Genomic DNA, 331 nt, shown 5'->3' with positions numbered 1-331 from the left:
CGTGTCCACTGCCCTGGTCGGACGTGCCGGCGACGTCATCGCGGCCGAGATCGCGTTGGTGCAGTACGGGGCGATGGCCGCCTACGAAGCGCAGCTGCACTTCAACACGACGCTCGGTTGGACCATCGACCCGGGGTGGGACGCCGCGACTGCGAAGGCTGCGCGGATGAGCGGGAAGTTCTTCGCCGACACCAAGCGGAATCTGGACGGCGTTGTCGCGCACTTCGAGGACCTCCTCGCAGCCAACCACGGCGCGTTCTACCCGCCAGACCGACGCGGGAAGCTCTTCGATTTCCTCCGAGACGACCTGTCAGTGGTCACGGTGGACACT

The 331-nt window shown here is 66.2% G+C and carries 1 protein-coding gene; it reads left to right on the top strand.

Translation table 11 applies throughout. The features are described 5' to 3' along the window. Positions 1-331, top strand: a 331-nt coding sequence (locus BIU91_RS19095; RefSeq protein WP_171907882.1) for a hypothetical protein, incomplete at both ends; no start/stop codon positions are given.

Origin of the sequence: Curtobacterium sp. MMLR14_002 (assembly GCF_001864975.1) — a bacterium.
Classification (GTDB): domain Bacteria; phylum Actinomycetota; class Actinomycetes; order Actinomycetales; family Microbacteriaceae; genus Curtobacterium; species Curtobacterium flaccumfaciens.
The sequence above is the reverse complement of the archived record's forward strand: the minus strand, read 5'-3'. Positions and strand labels throughout refer to the sequence as shown.